This window comes from Tumebacillus lacus (assembly GCF_026410385.1).
In the GTDB taxonomy this organism is placed as follows: domain Bacteria; phylum Bacillota; class Bacilli; order Tumebacillales; family Tumebacillaceae; genus Tumebacillus; species Tumebacillus lacus.
The window spans coordinates 1-3,948 of the sequence record NZ_JAPMLT010000023.1 but is presented as its reverse complement, the minus strand read 5'-3'; the positions used below and the strand labels follow the sequence as shown (position 1 = coordinate 3,948).

1 protein-coding gene, 22 tRNA genes and 3 rRNA genes are annotated in these 3,948 nt (G+C 52.3%); all 26 read left to right on the top strand.

Annotation, left to right across the window (positions count from 1 at the left end; genetic code table 11):
• The first annotated feature begins 171 nt into the window (after positions 1-171).
• Positions 172-288, top strand: a 5S ribosomal RNA gene (rrf, locus tag OS242_RS21195).
• Positions 289-463: 175 nt separating this feature from the next.
• Complete coding sequence (locus OS242_RS21190) at positions 464-835, top strand: hypothetical protein (protein ID WP_267153652.1); 372 nt, start codon at positions 464-466, stop codon at positions 833-835.
• A 181-nt stretch (positions 836-1,016) separates the two neighbouring features.
• A tRNA-Tyr gene (locus tag OS242_RS21185) sits at positions 1,017-1,100 on the top strand.
• 4 nt (positions 1,101-1,104) lie between these two features.
• A tRNA-Lys gene (locus OS242_RS21180) sits at positions 1,105-1,180 on the top strand.
• 25 nt (positions 1,181-1,205) lie between these two features.
• A tRNA-Arg gene (locus tag OS242_RS21175) sits at positions 1,206-1,282 on the top strand.
• Positions 1,283-1,292: 10 nt separating this feature from the next.
• Positions 1,293-1,368, top strand: a tRNA-Ala gene (locus tag OS242_RS21170).
• A gap of 4 nt (positions 1,369-1,372) precedes the next feature.
• Positions 1,373-1,448: transfer RNA gene (locus OS242_RS21165), tRNA-Asn, on the top strand.
• A gap of 2 nt (positions 1,449-1,450) precedes the next feature.
• A tRNA-Glu gene (locus OS242_RS21160) sits at positions 1,451-1,527 on the top strand.
• A gap of 4 nt (positions 1,528-1,531) precedes the next feature.
• Positions 1,532-1,607: transfer RNA gene (locus tag OS242_RS21155), tRNA-Val, on the top strand.
• Between the two features lie 36 nt (positions 1,608-1,643).
• Positions 1,644-1,719: transfer RNA gene (locus OS242_RS21150), tRNA-Met, on the top strand.
• A 3-nt stretch (positions 1,720-1,722) separates the two neighbouring features.
• A tRNA-Asp gene (locus tag OS242_RS21145) sits at positions 1,723-1,799 on the top strand.
• Between the two features lie 23 nt (positions 1,800-1,822).
• Positions 1,823-1,899 (top strand) — tRNA-Ile (locus OS242_RS21140).
• 13 nt (positions 1,900-1,912) lie between these two features.
• Positions 1,913-2,029: ribosomal RNA gene (gene rrf, locus OS242_RS21135) — 5S ribosomal RNA — on the top strand.
• Between the two features lie 356 nt (positions 2,030-2,385).
• Positions 2,386-2,461 (top strand) — tRNA-Trp (locus tag OS242_RS21130).
• A gap of 29 nt (positions 2,462-2,490) precedes the next feature.
• Positions 2,491-2,566 (top strand) — tRNA-His (locus OS242_RS21125).
• An 18-nt stretch (positions 2,567-2,584) separates the two neighbouring features.
• Positions 2,585-2,659, top strand: a tRNA-Gln gene (locus tag OS242_RS21120).
• A 12-nt stretch (positions 2,660-2,671) separates the two neighbouring features.
• Positions 2,672-2,747: transfer RNA gene (locus OS242_RS21115), tRNA-Lys, on the top strand.
• A 24-nt stretch (positions 2,748-2,771) separates the two neighbouring features.
• A tRNA-Arg gene (locus OS242_RS21110) sits at positions 2,772-2,848 on the top strand.
• 15 nt (positions 2,849-2,863) lie between these two features.
• A tRNA-Glu gene (locus OS242_RS21105) sits at positions 2,864-2,940 on the top strand.
• Positions 2,941-3,007: 67 nt separating this feature from the next.
• Positions 3,008-3,084 (top strand) — tRNA-Asp (locus tag OS242_RS21100).
• 6 nt (positions 3,085-3,090) lie between these two features.
• Positions 3,091-3,164: transfer RNA gene (locus OS242_RS21095), tRNA-Gly, on the top strand.
• Between the two features lie 11 nt (positions 3,165-3,175).
• A tRNA-Ile gene (locus OS242_RS21090) sits at positions 3,176-3,252 on the top strand.
• 9 nt (positions 3,253-3,261) lie between these two features.
• A tRNA-Glu gene (locus OS242_RS21085) sits at positions 3,262-3,338 on the top strand.
• A gap of 255 nt (positions 3,339-3,593) precedes the next feature.
• Positions 3,594-3,670 (top strand) — tRNA-Arg (locus tag OS242_RS21080).
• A gap of 7 nt (positions 3,671-3,677) precedes the next feature.
• Positions 3,678-3,754 (top strand) — tRNA-Pro (locus OS242_RS21075).
• Between the two features lie 77 nt (positions 3,755-3,831).
• Positions 3,832-3,948 (top strand): 16S ribosomal RNA (locus OS242_RS21070); the annotation flags it as partial.

Genomic DNA, 3,948 nt, shown 5'->3' with positions numbered 1-3,948 from the left:
GAACACCAAACTCCCAAACCAACCCGTCCTGCACCTGACGCCCGCCCGAGCGGTTGGGGTGTCCCTTGGAGGAGCGAGTTGTTTTGGCCGGTTTTGCCAAAACGTGTTTGAGCGGGGCAAGGGATACTCCAGCCGCTCGGACCACCCAGCAGCACTCAAAACAAAAAAGCGTCTCGTGACAATGGCGGAGAGGTCACACCCGTTCCCATCCCGAACACGGAAGTTAAGCTCTCCAGCGCCGATGGTACTTGGACCGCAGGGTCCTGGGAGAGTAGGTCGTCGCGGGGCGTTTTTGTTATTTCGAATCAAACCAAAAGGTCAGATCCTAACCGATCTGGCCTTTTTTATATAACTAGCAACAGGGACACCATGTGCGTTTGAGTGCCAATAGTACTCGGATCTAGACCGCTGTAAAAAATAGGAGTATGATCTTGGTAGAGGAAATTTAAAGGAGGACACGACCATGAAAGCGAGCGCTACCCTATCAAGGCTCCTGCAAGGCCTGATCTTCTTTGCTGCCGGTGTAAACGGATATCTAGTCCTGTTCGGTCTCCCTGGCTTCCTCCCGACCAGTCCGCCGGCCATAGAGCTGCTCGGAGACGGCTGGTTGCTGGCTCTCCTGAAGACGGTGGAGCTCATCGCAGGATTATTCCTTCTTATCAACCGGTACGTCCCGTTGGGGCTGACGATGCTCGTACCTTGCGTAGTCAGCATCTTGCTCTTCCATCTCTTTGCGGACCCGGCCCTTTTGCTGAACGCTGTCGTCGTCACCCTGTTACAAATCCATCTGCTCTGGGTCTACCGCCAACGCTTCGAAGGTATACTTTCGCCCTAAAACGGTAATAACGAATATAGAGATATACGGAGCATACATGAGATAATGCTCTGCTAACCTGCTCTCACCCCTTCATTTGCCCGCATCATGCCATTGAGATCTCATACTCGGCGTGATAAGATAACACCTGTCGCCGCGAGAGAGTGGCTGACACGAAAGACACGAAACAACTGAATGACTTGGAGAGATACCAAAGTGGCCAACTGGGGCGGACTGTAAATCCGTTGCGAAAGCTTCGAAGGTTCGAATCCTTCTCTCTCCACCACTGTGAGTCATTAGCTCAGTTGGTAGAGCAGCTGACTTTTAATCAGCGGGTCGAAGGTTCGAGTCCTTCATGACTCACCACAGTTTCACCTACCTAACTTCATACGTGCCCATAGCTCAGCTGGATAGAGCGTTTGACTACGAATCAAAAGGCCGGGAGTTCGAATCTCTCTGGGCACGCCACTTAAATAATGGGGGTATAGCTCAGTTGGTAGAGCACCTGCCTTGCAAGCAGGGGGTCAGCGGTTCGAATCCGCTTATCTCCACCATTATTCCTCGATAGCTCAGCTGGTAGAGCGCCCGACTGTTAATCGGATGGTCACAGGTTCGAATCCTGTTCGAGGAGCCATTGGCTCGTTGGAGAAGCGGCTTAACTCACCGCCCTTTCAAGGCGGCATTCACGGGTTCGAATCCCGTACGAGTCACCATTTTGGAGGTTTAGCTCAGCTGGGAGAGCATCTGCCTTACAAGCAGAGGGTCGGCGGTTCGATCCCGTCAACCTCCACCATTTTCATAACTACCATGTCTCGTAGAGACACACCGTCGCGGGGTGGAGCAGTTGGCAGCTCGTCGGGCTCATAACCCGAAGGTCGCAGGTTCAAGTCCTGTCCCCGCAACCACATGGAGCTGTGGTGTAGTGGCCTAACATGCCCGCCTGTCACGCGGGAGACCGCGGGTTCGAATCCCGTCAGCTCCGCCACTTTTTCAAAAGCAACACAATAAGGGCCCATAGCTCAGTTGGCTAGAGCGCACGACTGATAATCGTGAGGTCGGAAGTTCGAATCTTCTTGGGCCCACCATTTCCATAAAACGTCTCGTGACAATGGCGGAGAGGTCACACCCGTTCCCATCCCGAACACGGAAGTTAAGCTCTCCAGCGCCGATGGTACTTGGACCGCAGGGTCCTGGGAGAGTAGGTCGTCGCGGGGCGTTTTGTTATTTCGGAAGAGAGACCCGATCCATCACGGATCGGGTCTTTTTTATTTCTCGCAAGAGAACAAGAGAGGAAGTTGGAGTAACAGGCAGAATGGGTGTGATTCAACCGGCAGTCGCGCTTGATTGTTTCGTTTTGTTTGAATGGACAAATTGAGAGATCCGAGTGAGCGTGGTAAGATAACTCTTGTCAGCGGGACACGTCACCTGCTGAAATGGGAAGTATTCATGATTAAGGGCGAGGTAATCGCTGGTGAATGCTTCATATAACCGATAAGTGGTTGAAAAAGGTCCTTGATTCATAATGGTATTCGTGATAAGATAGGCTCTGTCCTCGAGAGAGGGACAAACACAGGGGCATAGTTCAGCTGGTAGAACGTCGGTCTCCAAAACCGAATGTCGTGGGTTCAAGTCCTGCTGCCCCTGCCACTTTTTCAAAAAAGAATACTTGTACTATGGCGGTCGTGGCGAAGTGGTTAACGCACCAGATTGTGGCTCTGGCACTCGAGGGTTCGATTCCCTTCGATCGCCCCATCTTACAAAAACAACTATTGGGGAGTCGCCAAGCGGTAAGGCAACGGACTTTGACTCCGTCATGCGAAGGTTCGATCCCTTCCTCCCCAGCCAGTTTCAAAACGTGAGTCATTAGCTCAGTTGGTAGAGCAGCTGACTTTTAATCAGCGGGTCGAAGGTTCGAGTCCTTCATGACTCACCACGTTTTTCTTACAACTCAAAATTTGTGCCCATAGCTCAGCTGGATAGAGCGTTTGACTACGAATCAAAAGGCCGGGAGTTCGAATCTCTCTGGGCACGCCATCTTTAAAAAATCTTGGCTCGTTGGAGAAGCGGCTTAACTCACCGCCCTTTCAAGGCGGCATTCACGGGTTCGAATCCCGTACGAGTCACCAAAGGTAGATCGGCTACACACGCGCCCGTTCAGGGCGCGATGCCGATACTTGCGCATTCGTACGCTACGGAGCTGTGGTGTAGTGGCCTAACATGCCCGCCTGTCACGCGGGAGACCGCGGGTTCGAATCCCGTCAGCTCCGCCACTTTATGCGGGTGTAGTTCAATGGTAGAACATCGGCTTCCCAAGCCGACAGCGTGGGTTCGATTCCCATCACCCGCTCCAGGAGTATGTTTGGGCCCATAGCTCAGTTGGCTAGAGCGCACGACTGATAATCGTGAGGTCGGAAGTTCGAATCTTCTTGGGCCCACCACTTTTGCTTGGCTCGTTGGAGAAGCGGCTTAACTCACCGCCCTTTCAAGGCGGCATTCACGGGTTCGAATCCCGTACGAGTCACCATCGAAAGAGACTTGATCATTTGATCAAGTCTCTTTTTGCATTTCGCGGCGTGTTGCACTCTGGAGTGAATTCGACCGGTACGCGTACTATTTCAGTGTATATAGGAGTATGGAGGAGTTGATATTGAAATTTGGCGTATTTTGTTCCGAAGAGTGGATATTTGTGGTGAAAGCGGGATTGAGAACTCGTTTGCGGGTATGTTAAGATAGTCCCTGTCGCCGCGTGAGACTGCGGTGGACAAGACAATTACATCGCGTGCCCATAGCTCAGCTGGATAGAGCGTTTGACTACGAATCAAAAGGCCGGGAGTTCGAATCTCTCTGGGCACGCCACTTGCATCGGAATGTAGCGCAGCTTGGTAGCGCGCACGCTTCGGGAGCGTGAGGTCCAGGGTTCGAATCCCTGCATTCCGACCAGATTGATCCTTGAAAACTAAACGAGTGTTACGAGATCGATTTTCGAGCCAGCGATTTAGTTCGCTACGAACCAAACTTTTATTGAGAGTTTGATCCTGGCTCAGGACGAACGCTGGCGGCGTGCCTAATACATGCAAGTCGAGCGGACTGAATCGGAGCTTGCTCCGAGGATGTCAGCGGCGGACGGGTGAGTA

What these genes read in the sequence shown, in the direction of transcription:
- OS242_RS21190 (WP_267153652.1), top strand. Translation starts at nt 464, where the DNA reads ATGAAAGCGAGCGCTACCCTATCAAGGCTCCTGCAAGGCCTGATCTTC.